Genomic DNA, 21,835 nt, shown 5'->3' on the forward strand with positions numbered 1-21,835 from the left:
TTCGTTTCGTCAGCCGGGGTTCTGCGAGAAGCAGCAGCGGAAGCCGAGGTCGAAGAGCTTGAAGTTCTGATCGACCGTGTAGAACTGGAACGAGCACGTCGCGCCGCCGGGGTCGCCGGTGTTGAACGCGCCGCCCATGAGCGGGTACGTGTTCGTCGCGCTCTTCGTGATCTCACGGAGGTTGCCCGTGATGTCGAAGATCTTGTTCGTCGCGACCGTGTTGCCCTCCAGGTTCAACCAGTCCGCCCAGCAGTTCTTCAGGCTGGTCGAGCCTGTGAAGAGCAGGCCGTCCTGATCCCCAGGAATCGACGTGTTGAAGTCGAACTCGGGGCCGAGGTTGCAGAACTTCGTGGCGTCGTACGTCGATTTGCACGCCGCGCCGCGCGGGTAGTAGCCGTAGGTGCAGGTCAGGTTCGTCAGGCACGCCGTCGTCCAGTTGGCCGTCGGGCAGATGAACCCACCCATCGCGCTGCACGTCTGCTCGACCTCGGCCGGCGTGACGTTGAACCACGGCAGCTTGTTGGGCACCGAGCACGCGAGCGTCTTGTCGAGCGTCGTGCCCGCAGGCGCCGTCGTGTGGTAGCCGTTGCCGTTGCCGGGCGTGATGACGTTGTTCGCGACATCGGTCACGGCGTTCGGCCGGCTCGCCTCGTAGCTGTACATCCAGAGGCTCGACGCGATACGCGTGACCGCGGGTTTGACGTAGTTCGCTGCATTCGAGCCCTTCGACACGTACGTCTCGTCGATGAGCCCGTCGCAGTCGTTGTCCACGCCGTCGCACAGCTCGGTGCAGCCGCCGGGCAACGTCGCGCAGTCGGCCTTGACCGCGTTGCACGTCGTGGCGTTCGCGCCGCTGCACACGAACGTGCCGGGCTTGCGGCAGGCGCCGTGTCCGGGCACCGGGGCGGCGTCGTCGCTCGCGCACGCCTTGCCGTAGTTCGGCACGTTCTCGTTGAGGATGCCGTCGCAGTCGTTGTCGAGGTTGTCGCAGACCTCGGTGGCGCCCGAGCAGTAGTTCGGGGCCGCCCCGTTGCACACGCCCGCCGGGAACGTGCACTTCCACGCGCCCTGCGAGCAAGCGACCGTGACCTGCGACGTGCACTCCGGCCGCGTGGCCGTGACGCTCACACCGCAGACCTGCACCGGCGTCGGGGCCACGACGCCCTCGTCGATCTGCCCGTCGCAGTCGTCGTCCTCGCCGTTGCAGATCTCCTGCGCCTGCTTGTACTGGCAGCTGTATTCGCAGGTCTTGTTGCCGTCGAGATCGTAGTAGCCGTTCTCGCAGCCCTGGAAGGCGCACATGCCCGTCGTGCACGACCAGATCGCGTGGACTGCGTTCGCGTAGCAGTTGTTGCCGCACGCGCCGCAGTTCGCGACGTCGTTCTGGAAGTTCGGCTGGCCGGTCAGCGCGCCGTCGCAGTTCGAGTCCACGCCGCAGGCGTCGACGCTGCTCGACGGTCCCGTCGAGTTCTGGCACGTCTGCACGCCGCCCACGCAGACGAACGTGCCCGCCTTGCAAGGCGACGTCGCGCCCGCGGGGGGCGCAGGCGGCACGTTGCAAGCGCCGAGGTTCAGGTTGTTGTCGACGATCCCGTCGCAGTTGTCGTCGAGGCTGTTGCACGTCTCCGTGCTCGGCCCGATGTACCCCGTGCACGCGCCGCCGCAGGCCTGCGTGCCCCTCACGCACTTGCTCAGGCCGCCATAGACGAGGTTTGGCGGCGCGCCGACGGGCACGCAGGGCTGGCTCGGGATGCCTTCGTCGACCTGCCCGTCACAATCGTCGTCGACCGTGTTGCAGGTCTCGACCGTCGGGTCGGTGTTCCCGACGCACTGGAGCGTCATGCCCACGCACTGGAGCGTGCCGAGCTTGCAAGGCGCCGTGCTGCTCTGACCGCACGCCGAGCCCGTGCCCGCGACGTCGTCGACGAGCCCGTTGCAGTCGTCGTCCTGGCCGTTGCACGTCTCGGTCTTCGGCGCGATCTCACCGACGCAGGTCTTCTGGCCGCCGGGCTGGCACTGCTCCACGCCCTTCTGGCACGGACCGACGTCGGTCAAACCGCACGTCGCGCCCACGTCGACGGGCATGTCGTCGATCGCCCCGTTGCAGTTGTCGTCCTGGCCATTGCAGAGCTCGGCGGAGGGGTTCACCGCGCCCATGCAGACGAGCTGACCGTTCTGACACTGCTGCTTGCCGAACTGGCAGGGGAAGATGTTGCTCTGGCCGCAGGCGTTGCCGGCGTCCGTGGGGCTGTCGTCGACCTGGCCGTCGCAGTCGTCGTCGAGGCCGTTGCAGATCTCCTGGATCTGCCCCTCGACGACGACGTTCGGCCCGGCGCACACGACTTTGTTTCCGACACACGCCGTCTTGCCAGCGGCGGCGAGCAGCCCGCAGATGCCGTCCGGATCGCCGAAGCAGTTCTTGCCGATCTGCGGATCCATCGAGAGGTCGTCGGCCTCGTCGATCTTGCCGTCGCAGTCGTTGTCGAGGCTGTCGCCGCACTTCTCGACGCCGCCGTTCGACGGGGTGCACTGGTACTCGCAGCCCGTCGCGACGGAGTTGTCGAGGTCGTACCAGCCCACGTCACACTGCTTGATCGTGCACTGCGTGTTCGCCGGGGAGCACGCCTCGCCGGCGCCCGCGGTCGTCGCGCACTCGGACGTGCCGTTGATGACGACGCAGTTGTTCCCGCACTTGCCGCAGTCCGTCGTGCTCGTGCAGAGGTTGACGTCCTCGTCCTTCACGCCGTCGCAGTCGTCGTCCTTGTTGTTGCACGACGCGTCGTCCTGCGTGTTCTTGATGCAGTAGTACTCGCAGGCCTTGTCGCCATCGAGGTCGTAGTAGCCCGACACGCACGTGCCCGTGCACTCGCCCGGCACCGTGCCCGGGTTCGGGCTCGGCACGCAGGTGATGGTCGCGGGATCGTTGTTGAGCAGCTTCGTGAAGCAGTTGTTGTCACACGTGCCGCACGTCGTCTTGGCCTCGAGGTTGATGTTCGGACCGTCGTCGACCACGCCGTTGCAGTCGTTGTCGAGGCCGTCGCACTTCTCGATGCCGCCGTTCGTCGGGACGCATGGGCCGCTGCCGCCAGCGCCTCCCGAGCCCGGGCCGCCGTCGGTGCCGCAGAACGGGAAGCAGTTGTCGCCGCCTTCGCCGCCCTGACCACCCGCGCCGCCGGAGCCCGAGCCGGAGCCCGAGCCCGTCGGCGTGTCGCCGGCGCACTTGTCGAAGCAGAACGCGTCCGTCGTGCACCCCGCGGTCCCGAGCGCGAGCGCCGAGACCACGAGGGCCGAGAGGAGCTTGCCGAGCGAGCTCATCGCGACACCTCCGTACCGCCGCGGCGCCCGGAAGACCGCCTGCGTGCCATGCCGAGCGCGAGCGCAGCGAGCGCCAGCGCGAAGCCACCCTTCCGATCCTGTGCGCCGACGTCGCATGCGCATCCGCCGCCGCCCGTCGCGAGGCCCCAGATGCTGTCGTCCCCAGGCGCGCCGCCCGCGCCCGTGCCCGTCGTCGACGTCGGGTTGCCGCCGCCGCCCGCGCCGCCCGCGCCACCGGCGCCGCCGCTGCCACCCGCGCCGCCGCTGCCGCCCTGGCCCTGCAAGCAGTCTCCGTTCTGGCAGACCTGGCCCATCGGGCAGAGGACGCCTTCGCACGGATCGTTGCCGCAGTTGCCCGTCAACGGATCGCAGTACGCGCCGTCGGGGCAGTTCGGCGTGGCGCACTTGCTGTCCACGCACGCCGGAGGCGATTGCGACAGATCGCAGACCTGCGTCCCGACGCACGCCGGATCACAGCCCGCGACGCACTGGCCGTTCTTGCACACCTCACCCGTCCCGCAGCTCTTGTCCGCGCACGACTCGATGCACGTGACGCCGGTGAACGTCTCGTTCGGCTTGCAGACCTGGCCCGTCGGGCAGCTGTCGGGCTTGCACGGGTTGTCCACGCAGGAGCCGCCGTTGCAGGCCTTGTCGCAGCCGACGCAGGGCACGTTGTAGCAGTTGTTCTGCACGCACTTGCCCGCGGTCGCGCCGTAGCTCGAGCAGACCTCGCCCGCGCCGCACGTCACGCCGTCGCAAGGATCCTTGCAGCCGGCGATGCCCTTGCAGACGCAGACCGGAGGCACGACGCAGTTCGCGTCCGCAGGCGTGCCCGCGGGCGCGCAGAGCACCTTGCCCATCGCGTCCTTCACCGTCTTCGTCGGGCAGTCGACGCAGTTGTTCGCGATGCAGAAGTTGCCGAGCGGCTGGCCGGTCTGGCTGGAGACGACCTCCTCGCAAGCCTGGCCCGGCGGGCACGGGAACTCGCCGCCCTGGCAGGGCGTCGCGCAGGTGCACGCGCTGCCGCTCTTCACGCACGAGTTACCGGGCGCGCAGATCTGCGGCATGTTCGGGTCCTGCTCGTCGGTCGTGCCGTCGCAGTCGTTGTCCTCGCAGTCGCACGCCTCGTCCGTCTGACCCTGGCCGCCGAGGCAAGCGAAGATGCCGTTGAGGCACGCCCAGTGGCCCTGCTGGCAAGCGCCCGTGTCGATGCCACAAGCGCCGCCGATCGTCTGCGTCGCGTCGAGCGGGTTCGTCGTGCCGTCGATGCCATCCGGCGCGGGGCCCGCCTCGTCGATCGAGCCGTCGCAGTCGTTGTCGACGCCGTCGCAGATCTCGGGCTGCGGGCCGGTGCCGTTGATGCACGTCTCGCCGCCCATGCCGTCGCATTGCAGGGTGCCCGGCTGGCAGGCGCCCTTGTCGCGCGGGCCCGGGTAGAGCGTCGTGTCGTAGGGCGGGGTGCACGAGCCGCCGACGACGATGCCGTTGTCGACCGTGCCGTCGCAGTCGTCGTCGAGGCCGTTGCACGCCTCGGGGCTCGGGGGCACGTCGCCCACGCAGTCGAGGATGCCGCCCGTGCAGTCGATGACGCCAGGCGCGCACTGGCCCGTGTCGGTACCGCAGGCCGCGCCTTCCCCCTGGAACGTGCCGTCGTCGATCGTGCCGTCGCAGTTGTTGTCGAGGCCGTCGCACGCCTCGGCCTGCGGGCCCTTCGCGTTCACGCAGACCCAGCCGAGCGCGCCCTGGCAAGCCAGCGAGCCCTTGTTGCAAGGCGGCGCGAGCATGCCGTTGTCGGCGCACGACGCGTTGGGCGGCGGGCACCACTCGAGGTTCCCGTGCTTGCAGCAGTTGCCCGGCAGATCCCAGCAGCCGTTCGCGCCGGCGACGGGCGCGTCGAAGAGCGGCGCGTCGTCGATCTTGCCGTCGCAGTCGTTGTCCACGCCGTCGCAGGTCTCGGCCTGCGCCTGGATGCCGCCCTGGCACACGATCGCGCCGTTCACGCACGCCGTTTGGCCGAGCGAGCAGGGCGGCTGGTTGATGCCGCACGGCTTGCCGAGGCCGCCGACGTTGTCGTCGATGACGCCATCGCAGTCGTTGTCCTTGCCGTCGCAGATCTCGGTCGAGGGACCGACCTGGCCGACGCACAGCACGCCGTTCGGACCGCACTGCTGGACACCTGCGATGCACTCGCCTTCGTCGGAGCCGCAGGCATCGCCCGTACCGAGCACGTCGTCGATCAGGCCGTTGCAATCGTTGTCCGCGCTGTCGCACTGCTCGGTCTGCGGACCCACGGGGCCCTGGCAGGCCCAGGCCCCGCTCGTGCAGACGAGCGTGCCCTTGTTGCACGGCGACGTCAGCGTGCCGTTGGCGTAGCAAGTGCCGCCGGCGGGCGGGCACCACTGCAAGTTCTTGAACACGCAGCAGTTGCCGGGGTTCTGCCAGCAGCCGTTCTGCCCGGCTGCCGGGCCGTCGGCGAGCGGCGCCTCGTCCACGATGCCGTTGCAGTTGTTGTCGACGTTGTCGCAGATCTCGGCCTGCGGCCCCGTCCCGCCCTGGCAAACCAGCGCGCCGTTCACGCAGGCGAGTGAGCCGGGTGTGCAGGGCGCGAGCGCCACGCCGCACGAGGTGCCCACGCCTGCCGCTTGCTCGTCCACCTGGCCGTCGCAGTCGTTGTCGATGCCGTCGCAGACCTCGGCGGACGGCCCGACGAAGCCCGTGCACGTGCTGCTGTTGCACGGCCGCAAGCCCTGCTTGCACTGGCTCGTGCCACCGTAGACGAGGCCGCCCGGCGTCCCCACCGGCACGCATGCCGTCGGCGCGACGGAGTCGTCCACGATGCCGTCGCAGTCGTTGTCGATGTTGTCGCAGGTCTCGGTCTGCGGGTCGTTCTGGCAGGCCGCGAGGCCGCCGCCGGCCACGCATTGGCCCGGCTGCGGCACGGGCTGCGCGGGCTTGCACGCCTGCGTGCCCTGGCAGTTCGTCGGGGTCGACAGGCCACACGGGACCGCGGGGATGTTGTCGTCCGCGATGCCGTCACAGTCGTTGTCGCAGCCGTCGCAGACCTCGGGCGAGGGCACGCAGTTCGGGCAGACGTTCTCGTCGGTCTGGCCGTCGCAGTCGTTGTCCTGGCCGTCGCAGGTCTCGGTCGTGGGACACTGCGCGGGGTTGCCGCACTTGTTGAAGCCCTCGTCGACGAGGTTCGTCTTGTTCGCCCCGTTGCCGTCGCAGTTGTTGTCCGCCTCGTCGCAAATCTCTTTGGGGTCGTAGCAAAGCCAGTTCGCCGGCTGGGCCTGCTGCGCGTCGGTCGTACACGGCAGGAGCGCCTCGTTGCCGTCGGGATCCGCGCCCGTGATCGATGCCACGTAGCTGTTGAGGCAGGCCGTGCGCGCCGCGGCGTTCGCCCACGCACAGCACGTCTTGCCCGCCCCCTTGTTGCAGTAGTGCTTGTAGCCCTCGTCGGTGCAGCCGTTGCAGTTGTCGTCGCTGTTGTTGCAGACCTCGGGCTTGGCTGCGGTGCTGACGATCGTCGCCAGCGCCTTCGCCAGCTCGACCTCGTTGTTCACCGAGTACGACGACCCGGTGCCGCCGGCCGCCGCGATGAGGTCGGTCTTGGCCTTCGAGCCGCCCGCGAAGTTGATGACGTAGACCGGGACTTTCCAGTTCTTCTGGTTGGGGGCGGTCCCGAGCGTGACGCCGGTCTGGTAGAGATCCTGCGCCACGGAGACGGGTATGCTCGTATCGTCGTTCGCGCCCACCTTTTCACAGGTCTCGTCACCGTCCGTCAAAAGGATCACGTTGACGCTGCGACACGGCCGATCGTTGATGTTCAGCGGCGTGGCGCCATTCGCACCGAAGCCAAACCCGCTCTGGCAGTAATTCGAGGTGCTCCAGTTGAGGTTCCAGCCCGAGCGCAGGTACTGCGCCACGGAGCGGAGCGAGCCGGCGATCGGCGTCGCACCGTCGGCGAACAGCTCTCTGTTGTCGCCACAGAGGCCATCGAACCACTGGAGCAACTCCGGTACGTTCGACGCGGGCGCGGCCGGCCCCCACCAGGGATCCTGCGGCAAGGGCACGACGATGTTGCCGGCGTTCCGCCAAGTGCCCTCCGGGTAGTTGGGGCTTACGGGCCCGAGCCCGCTGGGGCAGTTCGGAAGGTTCCCGCAGCTCAAGGAAGGACTGCTGGTGGCTCCCGTGAAGTCGCTGATCGTGCACCCGTAATTATCAACGATGCATTGGGCCCCGTTCGGCGGGCCACAGGTGCTCGCGCAGGCGCCGGTCGGGCAGCCCGACATGATGCCCGCGTACGTCGCGAGCCCGAAGTTCACCTCGCCGGAGAACGCCTGGACCGTCTGCCGGAGCGCGCATTTCGCGTCGTTCAGCCGGCTCGGAATCATGCCGCAGGAATTGAGCTTGTAGAGGGGGCTGCTAGCGTCGCACTCATCCTGAACGTCTTTGCCCGGCGGCGTCGTACACGTCGTCATCGAGCCCGACGTGTCCGCGATGATCATGAAGTACGGCCGCGAGGGCGTGGGCCAATCCGCAGGGTTTTGCGAGAGGCACGCAGCGGCCTCCTGCGCGTCGGCCGGCGTGGTGAACGCAGCGGCCGCGGCGATCCCTGCGAGCGCGGCAAACGAAGTGAGGATCCCTTTTGAGGGCTGCCGGAACAAAGCCATGGGTAGCTCCGAAGGGCGCACCGAGGTGCACCCGCTCCACACGCCTTCCCGTCGAAGGCTCGACGTAGGCGAGTATCGTTCGTCAGGATCTCAGAGCCCTCGCCGCGCCACAAGCCCCGGACACGGCCCCGGCGCGCCCCTCCCCGCCCATTGCGCAGGGAATCAGGCGCGCCGAATGTGTCGGACGGTCGAGCCGGCGATCATCGCCGCGACGCGTGAGCACGAATACGCCGCGAACATCGGCCGCGGGGCGCCTACGGCCTTCGTTTCAGGGCTTGACAGCGAAGAGGAAAGCGTCGTCGCCGGCCGCGGACAGCGGGCCGAGACCAAAATCGACCGTGCCCCCGAAGCTGCCGGTCAACACCACGTTGCCCGACACCGGATCAAACACGAGCGACTGCGGCGACTGCACGAGGGGCCCGCCATACCCGCGGCCCCAGACGAGGCAGCCGTCCTTCGCGTCGAACCGGCCGAGGAACATGTCGAACCCATCCGCGCTCGGGATGGCCCCGCCGCCGAGATCGATCGAGCCGGTGAAGGCGCCCGCGAGCAGCACGTCCCCGTTCGGCGCGAACGCCACGCCGTCGGCGCGCTGGAAGGTCGGATCGCCAAACCGCAGCGTGTACGTCTGCGCGCCGGACGAGGTGAGCACCGAGACGAACGCATCGTCGACATCGATGTTCGTCATGGGCTTGCCGCCGAGGTCAAACGTGCCCTGGAACTGCCCGGCCACGGCCACCGAGCCCGAAGGCGACACGGCAATCGCGTTCGCCGAGGCCTTGCCCGCGCCCGCGCTGAGCTTCGCCCAGATCGGCGCGCCCTGCGAATCGAGCTTCGCGACGAACGCGCTCGGGTTGCCTTGGGCCATGAGCGCCCCGGCGCCGAAATCGATCACGCCCGACGCCTCGCCCGCGACGTACACGTTGCCCGCGCCGTCGACCGCGAGGCTCTTCGCCGACTGATCGGCCTCGTTGCCGTACTTCTTGCTCCAGAGGTGTTGCCCGGCTGCGTTGAACTTGGCGACGAACACGTCGAAGGCCTGGCCCGCCGCGGTGAGGACGCCGCCGCCGAAGTCGACCTGCTGCTGGAAGTAGCCCGAGATGACGACGTTGCCGATGCCGTCGACCGCGAGCGCACGCGCGTACTGGATGTTCGAATCGCCGAACTTCTTGCTCCAGACATGGCTGCCGTCGGGCGCGAACTTCACGAGGAACACGTCCTGGAAGAAGTTCGTGTCGCTCGTGAGGTTCGTGCCGCCGAAGTTGACGGTGCCGATGAAGATGCCCGTGACGTAGACGTTGCCCTCGGCGTCGGCGCCGATGCCCGTCGCGCTCTGGTTCTGCCCGTCGCCAAAGCGCTTCGCCCAGAGCACCTGGCCGTTCGGGGAGAGCTTCGCGACGAACGCGTCCTCCTTGCCGCCGCTCGTGAGCATGGTCCCGCCCAGGTTCATCGTGCCCTGGAGAGCGCCGGCGAGGAGGATGTTGCCCATCTTGTCGGTCGAGACGGACGCGCCACTCTGCGTTTGCGCGTCGCCGTACGCGGCGGCGAACACGGTGGTGCCGCCGTTCGGGTTCGGCGGGTCGCACATCGGCCCGGGATTCTGCCCGCCGGTCCCGGAGGAGCTCGACGAGCTGCTCGACGCGCTCGTCACGAAGTCCTGGAGCCCGTCGCCGCCCTGGCCGCCGCCCGTCGCGCCGGCGCCGCCCGTGCCAGCGCCCGAGCCCCCCGAGCCGTTGCTGCTCCCATCACCACACGCGGACGCGAGCGCCACGAGGGCTCCCGCGCAGACGAAGGAGGCCAGCAAGGTGCCCGTGCCGAGGAGCTTACCGGCGCCCGAAGGCCCCCTGAGGTTCAAAGGATGCGCGCGACGTGTCCGCATGAAGCCATTTCTCCCGCAAAAGGAAATTTCGCCAGCCCCCGTTGATATCAACGGTCGGCGCGCGCGTGTAGAGGGGGCAGCGGGAAAAGGCGGGCTCCCCGGCGCGGCGCGCCCTCTGGCGCCGCAAGATGGGGGGCGCAGAGCGCGCTCGGGGACCTGCGGCGCCGTCAAACGGGAGACGGCCTCACGGAGGGAGACTTGCAGCGCCGCAGGTCGGTGTCTCCAGAGCGAGGTTGGCGAGCTGCAGCGCCGCCTTTCAGGTGCGGGTGAGCGCGGAGGGCCGCCTGCAGCGCCGCAGGGCAGCGGACGCGCCCGGAGACCGGCGGTTCACGGCTCCCGAGGTCGGCGGGCGCGCGGACGGGGGCCGGGTTGCAGCGCGGCAGGAGGCCATCCGCGGGGAGCGATCACGATCTCGCGGGGATGCAGGGCATTCCGCGCCCGGTGCTGACCCCATGGGGCCGGGCGCCAAGGATGGATCTCAGGTTGGGGCGCCGCGCTGGGGCGCTGCCCCATGCCCCGCCCGGGGCTGTCCGCCCCGGGACCCGGACCAGGGCCAGCCCTGGACCTCTGGGCATCGACTGCGCGAAGCGCAGTCGATGCGGGGAACGTGCCCGTCGCCCGCTTGAGACGCACCTCCAGGGTCTTGCCACCGGCCCGCTGGAAGAACTGCGCATCGCGCAGTTCTTCCATCCCCGGTCCAGGCCGTGCCTGGTCCGGGTCGAGGGGCGGACAGCCCCCGCGGGGTCCGGGGCAGAGCCCCGGCGCGGCGGCCCAAGAAGGCTCAGCCTCCGAAGAGCTGCTTGGCGATCACGATCCGCTGGATCTGGCTCGTGCCTTCGTAGATCTGGAGGACCTTTGCGTCGCGCATGAGCTTCTCCACGGGGTACTCCTTCACGTACCCGTTGCCGCCGAAGACCTGCACGGCGTCCACGGCCGTCTGCATCGCGCTGTCGGCGCCGTAGGCCTTCGCGAAGCTCGACACGATCGGATCTCGCACGCCGTGGTCGAGGTTCCAGGCGGCCTTCTGGTACAGCAGCCGCGTCGCTTCTACGCGGATGGCCATCTCTGCGATCATCCACTGCACGAGCTGGTGGTTCGCGATCGGCGTGCCGAAGGTCTTGCGCTCCTTCGCGTACGCCACGCACTCGTCGAGGCAGCGGCGCATCAGGCCCGTCGCGCCCGCGCCGATGTCGGGACGTGTCTGGTTGAACGTCTCCATCGCGAGCTTGAAGCCCTTGCCCTCGGGTGCGAGCAGGTTTGCCTTCGGCACGACCACGTCCTCGAGGAAGATCTGCGCCGTGTCGCTCGCGCGTTGCCCGAGTTTGTCCTCCTTCTTGCCCACGCGGAGCCCGGGCGTGTCGCGATCCACGATGAACGCCGCGATGCCCCGGTGCCGGAGCTCGGTGTTGCTCGTCGCGAAGATCACGTAGAACCGCGCGTAACTCGCGTTCGTGATCCAGCACTTCTGCCCGTTCAACACGTAGTCGTCGCCGTGCTGCGCGAAGCGCGTCTGGAGGCCGGCCACGTCGCTGCCTGCGTCGGGCTCGCTCGTCGCGTAGCTCGCCATCACCGGCTCGCTCGTCAGCAGGCCGAGGTACTTCTTCTTCTGCTCCTCGCTCCCGCCGAGCTTGATCGGCGTCAGTGCGAGGCCGTTCGCGAGCAGGCTCGTCTGGATGCCCGTGCACCCGTACGCGAGCTCCTCCGTGATGATCGCGTTCTCGAGCTCGCCCATGCCCGACCCGCCGTATTCGGCCGGCACCGTCGGGTTGACGAGGCCGATCTCCCAGGCCTCTTTGAAGACCTCCATCGGGAAGCGCGACTCGTGATCACACGCGGCCGCGATCGGGGTGATCCGCTCCTTCGTGAACCGGCGGGCGGTCTCGATGAGACCCTTGTGCTCTTCGGACAGCGAGAAATCCACCACGGGCTCCTACTCCTTCATCCTGCGCTTGCGCTTCTCGAGTTCCGCGCGCACGGCGCGCGCGCCCAGGGTGTAACCGACGACGAGCCCGAGGAGAAGAACGCTCGGGATGTAGATCACGTGCTGAGGCGTGATCTGACCGAAGTCCGGCACGTCAGTCGCCCCCGCTCTTCGCGCGCGCCTTCTGGAGGGCCGCTTCCAGCGTCTCGATCCGCCGGTCGAGCCGACGCTGCCGTCGGAACATCGACGCGACGAACACGAGGACCACGATCCAGATGACCGCGTACGCCTCGACGAGCAGCTTCTCGCCGCTCTGCATCTGGTTGCCGCCCTCGACCGCGCGAAACGTCGTCGAGCGATCGTCGGCCGTCCCCTGGCCCGCCGTCCCCGGCGCTTGTTGTCCTGCTTGATCCGCCGACATCGTCTACTCCTCACCCACGCCGAGCTCGAGCGCCTCTTCTTCGGCCTCACTCAGCCGCGCCGCTGCGAGCTCGATCCGCACGCGCGTCCAGATCAACACCACCGCGAGCAACGTGAACGTCAAGAACCCGAGCATGAGCGCGAGCTTCATGTCCGGATGCTTGAGCCCGCCGCCGCCCGACGTGATCACCTTCGGGTGGTTGCCGCCCCACTTCTGCACCGAGTAGTGGATGATCGGCAGGTTCGCCGCGCCGAGCACCCCGAGCGCCGCCGCGAACTTCCGCTCCGAATCACCGTCGCCCGCGAACGCCCGCATGACCACGTACGCCACGTAAATCAGCACCGAGAGCAGCGCCGTCGTGAGCCGCGGATCCCAGGTCCAGTACACGCCCCAGGCCTTCGCGCCCCAGAGCGCCCCGGTCACGAGCACGAGCACGCCCATCGCCACGGCGCACTCCGCGCCCGCACGCGCGAGTGCGTCCCAGCCGCGTGTCCCGCGGGCGAGGTACCCCGCCGAACCGAGGAAACACACGGCGGCCCCGACGTACATCGAGTACGCGATGGGCACGTGGAAGTAGAAGATCTTCTGGACGATGCCCATCGTCGACTCGACGGGCGCCTTGAAGAAGATCACCTGGAGCGTGATCAGAAACGCAGCCGCGCAGAGGGCGAGCACCGTGTAGAAGCCAACGTCCCCCAGGGAGCGAGAGCCGGACGTTTCGACTTTCGTTCCGGCTGCCAGAGCTTCGGTCGTCGCCATGGTGAGCGGCAACGGTAGTGGCAAGGTCGCGGGTGTTCAAGGACCCACACCTCCGCGTCGCACGGCCCCTCCTGGAAAGTATCCCTCGGCGACGAGCTGATCTAGACTCGCGTCCGAGCCGCGATCCCCATGGCCCCCATTCGCCCCGAGCAAGCTCCGGCAGATGTACAGGCCGACGTCCCCGCGTTCCGTCCCGGTACCATCGTCGACGGTCGCTACCGCGTCCTCCGGCTCATCGGAGGCGGCGGCAACGGCCTCGTGCACGAGGTCGAGCACGTCCGCACCGGCCAGCGCCTGGCCCTCAAGTCCCTGCTCGATCCGACGACGTACCAGCGCCTCGAACAAGAGGCGCGCGCGACGAGCCTGCTGAAGAGCCCGCGCGCGGTGAAGATCGTCGACATGGGCATGAGCCCGACCGAGGGCCCGTACCTCGTGATGGAGCTGCTCGCCGGGCAGAGCCTGCGCGAGCTCTTGCACGAGGCGGGGCAGCTCCCGCTCGAGCTCACGGTCAACGTCGCGCTGCAGGTCGGCGAGTGCCTCGCCGAGGCGCATACGCAGGGCATCGTCCACCGTGATCTCAAGCCCGACAACATTCACCTCGGCCCGGGCCCGAGCCCCGGCGTCTACGACGTCAAGCTCCTCGACTTCGGCATCGTCAAGATCGCCAGCGACGCGCCCGTCCCCGGCGGCTCGCTCACGCGCACGGGCTCCACGGTCGGCACGCCGTACTACATGAGCCTGGAGCAGCTCCGGAACCCCTCGGGCGTCGACGGCCGCAGCGATCTCTACTCGCTCGGCGTCGTGCTTTACGAGTGCTTGACCGGCCGCAAGCCCTACGACGCGGACACCATCGGCGACCTCGTCTTCGCGCTCTGCTCGGGCCCGCCCACGGACATCGCGCGGCTGCGCCCCGATCTGCCGCAGCCCGTGGGCAAGGCGATCATGCGCGCGCTCGCGCCCGACCGCGACGATCGACAAGGCAGCGTGCTCGACCTCTGCCGCGAGCTCGCGCCGTTCGGCGATCGTTCCCTCTCCGCGTGGATGAACGAGCCGTCGCGCCCCGCCGCGCCCGAACCGCCGCGCCCCTCGCACGCAGGGCCTTTCGGCGGTGCGCCGACGCCCTCGGGCCTGCGGTCGATCCCGTCCAGCGAAGCGACCCAAGCCTTCCCGCTGCCCGACGGCCCCATGCCGCCGATCGACGAGCTCACGCCGTCCTTGCCGTCGAGCCCGGGACACGACGACGACGACGAGCCCGCCGAGCGGCGCGACACGCCCACGACGTTCTACGTCAAACCCGAACTGCCTGAACGCGCGCCCGACAGCGAGAAGACGCGCATGCTCGTCGAGCCGAGCCGCGGGCAACGCCAGTACGCGATCCCGTCGGAGAACATCGACGACCCGCCGACGGCGCCTGTCAAGCCGGGCGACTTCGCGGCCGCGAAAAACACGTTCGGCCCGGGCAACAAGTACGCGAAGACGGCGCCGATCGACACGAGCCAGTTCCCCGAGCTCCAGAACCTGCCGCCGCTCGGCCAGTTTGGTCCTCCAAATCCGGGCGGCTTCGGGGCGCCCACGCCGACGGGCTCCGGCGTCTACGCGGCGCCGCCTCCTGGCATGATGGGCCAGCCTGGGATGCCGCCGGGCATGTTCCGCCCGCCGCCCATGCCGGGCCAGCTCATGACCTCGCAGAGCAACCTGCCGGCCGTGAACATCCCCGGCACGACGGGCCCCTTGCCCATGGGCCCCGGCGCGCCGCCCCCGTGGATGGCGCGGGCCGGTCAGCCCACGCTGGCGCCTCCGCCGCCCGCGGGCGGCGGCCTCGCGGCGCTCGTGAATTTCTGGCAAAACGCCCCGCCGCGCACGCAGCTCGCCATTGCGGTGGGCAGCGCGAGTGGCCTCGTCGCGCTCCTGCTCATCCTGCTCTGGATCATCGTCCGCTAGCAGGGGGCTGATAAACTTGCTGCGCGCCCCGAATCGTCGGTCGGGCTCCTCGGAATACTGAAGTATTCCTGCGTCGCCCTCCCTAGCTTCGAGGCGCTCGCTGCGTTTCTCAGCCCCCTGCTCAAAGGCCGTCGGGCGCGATCGCGTCCCAGCCGGTGGCTTTGGCGAGCCGGCTCATCGCGAGATCGAGCTCCATCGTCGCGTTCATCAAGTTGAACCGGTTCGTCGCGAACGCCTTCGCGGCATCGAGGACGTCTTTCTCCTCGCGCGTCCCAACATCGATGCCTTGCTGCACCGTGACCAGCCACTTCCGGGCGTACGACACGGCCTTCGAATACGCGTCCACGCGCCTTTGCCAGTCGACGACCTCGGCGTAGGCCGTCTCCACCTCGACCCCCGCGCCGCCGAGCGCGAGTTTTTCCGTCGCGCGCATTTCTTCGAGCTGCGCCTCGGCGTACTTGATGCGGGCCGATTGCGGCAGGAAATCGAGCTTCCACTGGAACGTGATGGCCGCGCCGTACCAGAAGAAGTTCGCCGTATCCGAGCCGAACGGGTTGATCTGGTTCGCCACCTCGGGCGCCCGCGCATACCCCGCGTTCAAGCCGAGCCCGATATCGGGGAAGAGCTGCGCCCGCGCCACCTCGACCTGCGCGCGCCGCGCTTGCACGCCGGCCCGCGCCATCGCGAGCTCCGGCCGATGCAGCCGCGCCGCCGTCAGGTACCGCGACACGTGCCCGAGCTTGTGGGTCGGCGGCTTGAGCGGCACGTCGGGAATGTCGAGCTCCGGGATGCCCGTGAAAAACCTGAGCCCCGCGAGCGTCACCGACGTGTACCGCGTGACCTCGGCCTCGCGCACTTCGAGCTCGGCCGTGTACGTCTGCAGCTTGAAGAGCTCGATCGGATCGCCCTCGTCCTCCTCGATCGACGCCTTCATCTTGCCGATGGCCTTGTCGATCGCCGCGCGCACGTCCTTGAGGAGCAGGGCACCGTCGCGCGCGAGCTGCAGGCCGAAATAGGCCCGGCGCACGTCGAGGCGCACGGCGTCGCGCTCCTTCTCGACGTTCGCCTTGTTCACCTCGACGTTCGCCTCGGCCGCCTCCCACAGGTTCGTGATCTTGCCGAAGGTCCAGAGCGGCACGACCCCGTCGACGCTGGCCCTCCATGCGAGCCCGAGGCTGCTCGTCAGCGACACGTCCGTGTTCGGGCTGAACATGTTGTTGCCGAGCACCGTCGGCGCGAGACCCACGCCGCCGGTCATGCGGAACTGGCTGAACGGCGCGCGGTGGGCCTCGTCGAGTTGCGCGCGCACCTGCGCGAGCCGCGCCCGGGCCGCGAGCACGTTCGGGTGGTTTCGCTCGGCGATCTCCAGGATCTTCCCGAGATCGTAGACGACCTTGTCCGCGGCCTCCGCGGGCGCCGGCAAGGCCAGAAGGCCCAGGGAAAGGGCCGCCCCGAGGAACCATCGCCGGATCGACCGCTGCGCCATGTCCGCGCTCTTTTTCACAGGGGGCCGCTCGCTGCAACCGTTGTTAGCCTTCGTCGTCGTCGCCGGCGCCGTCGTCCGAGGTCGCGCGGACCTTTTTCATGAGCCGCCGGAAATTCGAGCGATCCATCCCCGCCTGCCGCGCCGCCTCGCTCACGTTGTTGCTCGTTCGCTTGAGCAGCCGCTCCACGTAGGCGCGCTCGAACGCGAACGCCGCCTTCTCCTTCGCCTGCGTGAACGGCAGCTCCGACAGCGTATCGCCCCAGAACGCCCGCGTATCGCCGGGCGCCCCATCCTCCTCCGCGGGCGCCTCGTCGCGACCGAACGGCAGATCCGAGGGCAGGATCGAGTCTCCGCGCGTCATCACCACCGCGTGCTCGATCGCGTTCTCGAGCTGCCGCACGTTCCCCGGCCAGGGCTGCTCGCGCAGGAGCCGGAGCGCCTCGACCCCGATCCGCTTGATGTCCCGGCCGCTGCGCCGCGCGTACTTGTGCAAGAAGTGGTACGCGAGCAGCGGGATGTCCTCTTTTCGTTGCCGGAGCGGCGGCAAATGGACGGGGATCACGGCGAGCCGATAATAAAGATCCTCCCGGAAGCGCCCCGACGCGATCCGCTCCTTCAGGTCCACGTTCGTCGCGGCGATCACGCGCACGTCGACCGTCTTTGGCTCCGTCGCGCCCACGCGCTTGATCTCGCCCTCGGCGAGCGCGCGCAAGAGCTTCGCCTGCGCGCTCAGCGGCAGATCGCCGATCTCGTCGAGGAACACCGTGCCCTTGTCGGCGAGCTCGAAGAGCCCCGGCCTGTCTTGCGCGCCGGTGAACGCGCCGCGCATGCTGCCGAAGAGCTCGGTCTCCACGAGCGTCTCGGGGATCGCGCCGCAGTTGATCGCGCGGAGCGGCCGGTCGCTCCGCAGGCTGTGCTGATGGATCGCGCGCGCGACGAGCTCCTTGCCCGTCCCGTTCTCCCCGAGGATCAACACCGTCGACGTCGTCGGCGCCGCGCCGAGCGCGATCCGGTAGACGTCCTGCATGCGCGACGAACGGCCGATCAGCTCGCCGAACCGCTCGTGCTCCACGAGGCGTTGCTCGAGCAGGCGCGTCCGATCGACGAGCCGCTTGTGCTCGGCGGCCTGCATGAGCGCGAGCGCCACGGTCTCCGTGGGCCCGAACGGCTTCGTCAGGAAGTTGTAGGCGCCTTGCCGCACGGCCGCGACGGCCGTGTCGATGTCGCCGAACGCCGTCATCATGACGACCTCGACCTCGGGGTGTTGCTCCTTGATGCGCGCGAGCACTTCCATGCCGCTCGGGCCGGGCATCATCACGTCGAGCAGCACCACGTCGACCGCGCGCGCCGTCGAGAGCAGCGTGAGCGCGGCGGCGCCGTCCTCGGCCGTCATCACGTCGAAGCCCTCGGCGAGGAGCACGCGCGCCAGGCTGCGACGCAGCGCCGGCTCGTCATCGACCACTATCACGTGCGCCTTCGGCGCCTTGGTCGCCCCCTGCGTCGTCTCGCTCGGCACGTCGCTTCCATGGTCGCAACCGAATCCCCCGAGTGCAAGTCAGCGCGACGCCGCTCGCGCGGGCAGCGGGGGGACGAGGTCGACCGACACCCAGATATCCGTGCCTGGCCGCCCCGCGCGGCGACTCCCGCCGACCTCGAGCGCCACGCACCCGTCCGGATGCCGGTACGAAAGCGCGCCGCCCAAACCGACGATCGCCCTCGTCCACAGGTCGGTGTCGGCGCGGATGTTCCCCGTGATGCCGCCAAAGAGCGGCCTCGAATACCCCAGGCCGAGGAGCAGCCCACGCGGTGCCACGAGCCCGATCGTGTCGCCGAGCAGGAGCCCGCCGCCGAGCGAACGCGCGAGCGCGCCCTTTCCCGCCGCGCGCCCGTACACGTCGAGGAGGACCGTCGTCTTGTCCTCGAAACCCACGCGTAGCTCCGCGAGGGCAGAAATGCCGTCGCCCGCTTCGTCCGGGAGCTCGACGCTCCCCTTGCTCGCGATCGCCTCGACCCGCGCGCTCACGGGCCCGCTCGTGCCCTCCGCGCTCGCCCATCCGACCGCGCTCGTCCCCGTGTTCGTCGCGACGAGCCCGCCCTTGACCTCGGCTTCGAGGGAGCTGCCGAACGCTCGCCCGAGCGAGCTCGACACGCCGAGCGCCGCGAGCCCGAGCGCGGGCCCGAGATCCGGCCGTATCGCCTGGAAAAACGACCCCGCGCCCTGCGCGACCGCGCCACGCGCTTCGAGCCGCGGCGAGATGCGGTGCACGAGCGGGGCCGTGTCCTTGGCCCCGCCGAACGACTGTTCCAGGGTGACAAACGCCTCCGCCCGCGCCTCGGCCACGGCGTCCCAGGCGACCGGCGCGCCCTCGGGCCCCGCGAACCGCGCACGCGTCCCGAGCCGCGCCCGCGTGAAGATCGGCCCGAGGCGCGGCGCGACCTCGATCCCCGCCTCGGCGCGCGCATACGGCGTATTCGTTTGCCCTGAAAGCATCGCCAGCGCCGCGTTCGCCTCCCAGCTCCCGCGTCGCCCCACCGCGCCCGAGGCCCCGGCGAACGCCGTTGGGCCCCAAACGATCGGCCCTTCCCCGCGCCGCGCCCGCGCGACGAGCCCGGTCCCGAGGATCGCGCCCACGCCGCGTCCCGGCGAGACCTGCATCGTCACGCCGGCCGCGCCCACGTCGAACGGCTGTGCTGCCGCCGTGAGCGAGGGCGTCGCCACGAGCCCCCGCGCGCCCCGGATCGCATCCAGATCCCAGGCGATCCGCACGTCCGGCCGCGCGTCCGTCCGGACGAATCCGTGTGTATCCGCGACGAACCGATCCTGCCGGAGCCGATCCCACGTGAACCGCCCCGTCATCGTGGGCCCCTCGATCCGCGCGCCGAGCTCCACGCCTCCCTGCACGTACCCCGACGCAAACAGCTCGACCGCGCGCAGCCGCCCGTCCGCGCCGCGCCAGGGAAACCGCGCCCCTGCGCCGAGGAGCGCGCCATCGTCGCCGCGCATCGCGAACCGCGGCGGCAAGAGCCCCACGCGATCCGCAGGCCGAACGAGGAGCCACGGCAGCACGAAGACCGGCAAGGGCCCGAAGTAGAGCCGCGGCCATCGCAGCTCGATCTCCCCCTGTCCCGTCGCTCGCGCGCCCGAGACTTCCAGCGAAACGGGCGAGTCTTTGCACGGACAATGCGTGATCTTCGCCGTCCCGCGCATCTCGACCGCGGAAGGGCCGAGCGTGATCACGAGCTTCTGGCTCGTGAGCCGGAAGCGGTCGTACGTCACGACGACGCCTCCTTGGAGCTCGACCTTCCCGTGCTCGGGATCCGCGTGCGCCTCGTCGGCGCGAAACTGGACCTCGCCCGCCACGCCGGGGTTGTCCTGCCCGCGCGCCTGCGCGCTCGAGATCCACGCGGCGACCCCGATGGCCGCGGCGACCGCCCGTCGGTTCAGCGCATCGCCCCTTCGGCCTGTGCTTGCTTCGGCGCGGCCGGCTTCGGCGCGCCGCCCGCGGCGGGCGCCGGGAAATCGACCTGCAACGTCACGCCGCCTTCCGTCTCGACGAGCTTGTAGCTCGGCGTGCTCGGTTGCTTGAGCTCGATCACGAGATCCACGTCGCCGTCGTCGAGCTCGGCGAGCAGCACGCGACTGACGGGCGTCTGAAAAAACATCGTCTCCAGCGGCAAGCGGTTCGTCCGCGTGGGCACCGAGACGCCTTTCATGCGGTACGCGATTCGCCCTTCAGCCTTGTGCTCGGTGATGTCGACTTTCTGGCTGATCTCGACCGACACGCGGCTCACGCCGCCCGCGAGGAGCTGGAAGCCCGGCGAGTTCGCGACAGGCGCCTTTGGATCACGCTTCTTCGCTTTCTTCGCCTTCCTGGCCCTCTTCACGGGCGCCTTGGCCGCGGCGGGCGCGACGGCCGGAGGCGCGGGCTTCGGGGGCGACTCCTCGGCCGAGGCGAACGAGCCGATCAAAAGGCCGGCGAGCGCAAGCGGGAGCGAGCGGCGCATCCGGACATTGGAACATGGTCCCGCAGCGGGAGCTAGTTTCCCGTCAGGCCGGCGGCAGGACGAAGCCGAGCGCGCTCGAAGGCGAGCCCGAGCGCAGGTCCGGGGCGCAATTTTCATTTGTATCCAAACGATGTACGACCCGATTCCGACCCTCTCGATTTTTCGCGCGGGGTGACCCACCTTCGGCGACCACGATGAGCGCAGGCCCTGCCCTGCCCCGGCGCCACGGGACGCGTCCGGATCGAAACTTTACGCTTGAGGGAAAGGCCTCTTGTTTGGTCCAATGCGCGCCGAAGCAAGGAGCGCAGGGTCGATGACGATGCGACGAGGGCGATGGTGGGCAGCAGGCCTGCTCGTGACGGGCATTTGGACCAGCACGCCGGCCGCGTGGGCGCAGGGCGCTCCGGGCAAGCCGGCGACGCCGGACAAAGGCGCCGCGGCGCCCGCGACCCCGACGCCGGCCCCGTCGCCGGCCGACGCCGACAAGGAATCGGTGCGCCTGTTCGAGGACGCGAAGAAGGCGCACAAGGCCTTCCAGTGGGACAAGGCGCGTGACGCGGCGCTCGCCGCGTTCAAGCTGAAGCCCGATCCCGCTTACGGCCTGATCCTCGGCCAGTCGGAGCTGCAGACGAGCAAACCGCGGGACGCGGCCGAGCACCTCGAGCTCTTCGTGCGCGAGGCGAAGTCGGCGACGGCGATCGAGAAGCAGGCGGCGCAGAAGCTGCTCGACGAGGCGAAGCTCAAGCTCGGGACGCTCGTCATCCACGCGAACGTCGAGGGCGCGGACGTGGTCGTCGACGGGCGCGCGGTGGGCCGCACGCCGCTCGTGGCGCCGGTCTTCGTCGATCCGGGCAGCCACGAGATCGAGGTGAAGAAGTTCGGCTTCGACCCGGGCAAGGAGCTGCTCGCAGTGGCGCCTGCGACCGAGAGCGAGATGGAGTTCGCGCTGGCGCCGCTGGCCGCAGAGCCGGAAAAGCCGGAGCCGGAGAAGAAGCCAAAAGAGGAGCCGAAGCCGCCGCCGTTGCCCTCGCCGAAGTGGCGCACGTACGGGATGATCGGCGGCGCGGGCCTGACGGTGATCGGGCTCGGGCTCGGCGTGGGCCTGACGATGATGGCGAACAGCAAGAGTGACGAGGCGGATCAGCAGCTCATGATCCTGCGGCAGACCACGCCGACGACGTCGGGCCTGTGCGGCGCGGGCGGGTTCGTTCCGAACGCGGCGGGGTGCGCGAAGCTGAAGGACACGCTCTCGTCGCAGGACGCAGCCGCAAACGGCGCGCTCGCGGGGTACGTGATTGGCGGCGTGGCGGCGATCGGCACGCTGGGGTTGTTTTTGCTGCCGCGCACGCCACTCGGCCGGAAGCTGATGGGTGTGAACGTCGTCCCGGTCCTCGGCGCAGGCCAGACGGGCGGCATGGTGGTCGGCTCGTTCTGA

13 protein-coding genes are annotated in these 21,835 nt (G+C 69.6%); 2 read left to right on the top strand and 11 right to left on the bottom strand.

Annotated features, from left to right (window positions below):
• Positions 1 to 9: 9 nt before the first annotated feature.
• From POL67_RS36470 to POL67_RS36500, 7 genes are all read right to left on the bottom strand, one after another.
• On the bottom strand, positions 10 to 3,315 hold the full coding sequence (locus POL67_RS36470; protein ID WP_271925247.1) for a MopE-related protein: 3,306 nt from the start codon (positions 3,313 to 3,315) through the stop codon (positions 10 to 12).
• Positions 3,312 to 7,988: a MopE-related protein gene (locus POL67_RS36475; RefSeq protein ID WP_271925248.1), complete on the bottom strand. Its 4,677-nt coding sequence runs from the start codon at positions 7,986 to 7,988 to the stop codon at positions 3,312 to 3,314. Before POL67_RS36475 ends, POL67_RS36470 begins: the two co-directional genes overlap by 4 nt.
• Before the next feature lie 268 nt (positions 7,989 to 8,256).
• Complete coding sequence (locus tag POL67_RS36480; RefSeq protein WP_271925249.1) at positions 8,257 to 9,867, bottom strand: SBBP repeat-containing protein; 1,611 nt, start codon at positions 9,865 to 9,867, stop codon at positions 8,257 to 8,259.
• Between the two features lie 781 nt (positions 9,868 to 10,648).
• The gene (locus POL67_RS36485) at positions 10,649 to 11,788 is read right to left on the bottom strand and encodes an acyl-CoA dehydrogenase family protein (protein ID WP_271925250.1); all 1,140 of its coding nucleotides are present in this window, start codon (positions 11,786 to 11,788) and stop codon (positions 10,649 to 10,651) included.
• Positions 11,789 to 11,797: 9 nt separating this feature from the next.
• On the bottom strand, positions 11,798 to 11,941 hold the full coding sequence (locus tag POL67_RS36490; RefSeq protein ID WP_170228964.1) for a hypothetical protein: 144 nt from the start codon (positions 11,939 to 11,941) through the stop codon (positions 11,798 to 11,800).
• 1 nt (position 11,942) lies between these two features.
• Positions 11,943 to 12,209, bottom strand: coding sequence for a CcmD family protein (locus POL67_RS36495; RefSeq protein ID WP_271925251.1), 267 nt, complete (start codon positions 12,207 to 12,209; stop codon positions 11,943 to 11,945).
• Positions 12,210 to 12,212: 3 nt separating this feature from the next.
• Positions 12,213 to 12,884, bottom strand: a complete 672-nt coding sequence (locus POL67_RS36500) for a cytochrome c biogenesis protein (RefSeq protein ID WP_271925252.1) — start codon at positions 12,882 to 12,884, stop codon at positions 12,213 to 12,215.
• Between the two features lie 213 nt (positions 12,885 to 13,097).
• On the opposite strand from POL67_RS36500, the gene POL67_RS36505 reads away from it, so the two are divergent.
• Positions 13,098 to 14,909, top strand: a complete 1,812-nt coding sequence (locus tag POL67_RS36505; RefSeq protein WP_271925253.1) for a serine/threonine-protein kinase — start codon at positions 13,098 to 13,100, stop codon at positions 14,907 to 14,909.
• Between the two features lie 121 nt (positions 14,910 to 15,030).
• On the opposite strand, the gene POL67_RS36510 is transcribed toward POL67_RS36505, so the two are convergent.
• The 4 genes from POL67_RS36510 to POL67_RS36525 all read right to left on the bottom strand — a co-directional run bounded on the left by POL67_RS36510 (position 15,031) and on the right by POL67_RS36525 (position 20,400).
• Positions 15,031 to 16,395: a TolC family protein gene (locus tag POL67_RS36510; protein WP_271925254.1), complete on the bottom strand. Its 1,365-nt coding sequence runs from the start codon at positions 16,393 to 16,395 to the stop codon at positions 15,031 to 15,033.
• A gap of 43 nt (positions 16,396 to 16,438) precedes the next feature.
• A complete protein-coding gene (locus POL67_RS36515; protein ID WP_271925255.1) occupies positions 16,439 to 17,911 on the bottom strand; it encodes a sigma-54-dependent transcriptional regulator in 1,473 nt (490 codons plus the stop codon).
• 39 nt (positions 17,912 to 17,950) lie between these two features.
• Positions 17,951 to 19,756, bottom strand: a complete 1,806-nt coding sequence (locus POL67_RS36520) for a hypothetical protein (RefSeq protein WP_271925256.1) — start codon at positions 19,754 to 19,756, stop codon at positions 17,951 to 17,953.
• 80 nt (positions 19,757 to 19,836) lie between these two features.
• Positions 19,837 to 20,400, bottom strand: coding sequence for a hypothetical protein (locus tag POL67_RS36525; protein WP_271925257.1), 564 nt, complete (start codon positions 20,398 to 20,400; stop codon positions 19,837 to 19,839).
• A gap of 313 nt (positions 20,401 to 20,713) precedes the next feature.
• Here POL67_RS36525 and POL67_RS36530 point away from each other — a divergent pair, with 313 nt between their 5' ends.
• On the top strand, positions 20,714 to 21,835 hold the full coding sequence (locus POL67_RS36530) for a PEGA domain-containing protein (protein WP_271925258.1): 1,122 nt from the start codon (positions 20,714 to 20,716) through the stop codon (positions 21,833 to 21,835).

Source organism: Polyangium mundeleinium, from assembly GCF_028369105.1.
GTDB lineage: Bacteria > Myxococcota_A > Polyangia > Polyangiales > Polyangiaceae > Polyangium > Polyangium mundeleinium.